This window comes from Shewanella sp. SM21 (assembly GCF_025654335.1).
GTDB lineage: Bacteria > Pseudomonadota > Gammaproteobacteria > Enterobacterales > Shewanellaceae > Shewanella > Shewanella oncorhynchi.
In genome coordinates this window covers 1-591 of sequence record NZ_JAKKRL010000039.1, presented here as the reverse complement: position 1 = coordinate 591, position 591 = coordinate 1, and the positions used below count along the sequence as shown (strand labels likewise).

Here is a 591-nt window from a genome sequence, read left to right as displayed (position 1 = left end):
CGGTGAATACGTTCCCGGGCCTTGTACACACCGCCCGTCACACCATGGGAGTGGGCTGCAAAAGAAGTGGGTAGCTTAACCTTCGGGGGGGCGCTCACCACTTTGTGGTTCATGACTGGGGTGAAGTCGTAACAAGGTAGCCCTAGGGGAACCTGGGGCTGGATCACCTCCTTACCTATACGACTAACTTAATGTTTGTTGAGTGTTCACACAGATTGCTTGTTTAGCTTCTCTTAGGAGAAGTCAGAGCTAAATGCGCCGCGAGCCGGTACGCATTGTTCTTTAACAATTTGGAAAGCTGATAGTATTTAATTGCATGAGTCTGTCATGTGATTAATTACAAAACGTTTAATGCGAAAGCATTGAACATGAGTTCTCAAACACTTTATTAAGTGTCTTGAATATTCAATAGTAAATTATTCTTTATTGAATAGTTTACGTCTAAGGCGCGTCCACTTCTTTGGTCAGAAGTGAGACAAGTAAAACCAAGCTGGTCGCAATGCGACGCAGATGAGTGAAACTCATTTGGGTTGTATGGTTAAGCGACTAAGCGTATACGGTGGATGCCTTGGCAGTCAGAGGCGATGAAGG

Annotated in this window: 1 rRNA gene; it reads left to right on the top strand. The window is 45.2% G+C overall.

Annotated features, from left to right (window positions below):
• A 16S ribosomal RNA gene (locus tag L5L94_RS21785) occupies window positions 1-174 on the top strand; the annotation flags it as partial.
• Between the last annotated feature and the right edge of the window lie 417 nt (window positions 175-591).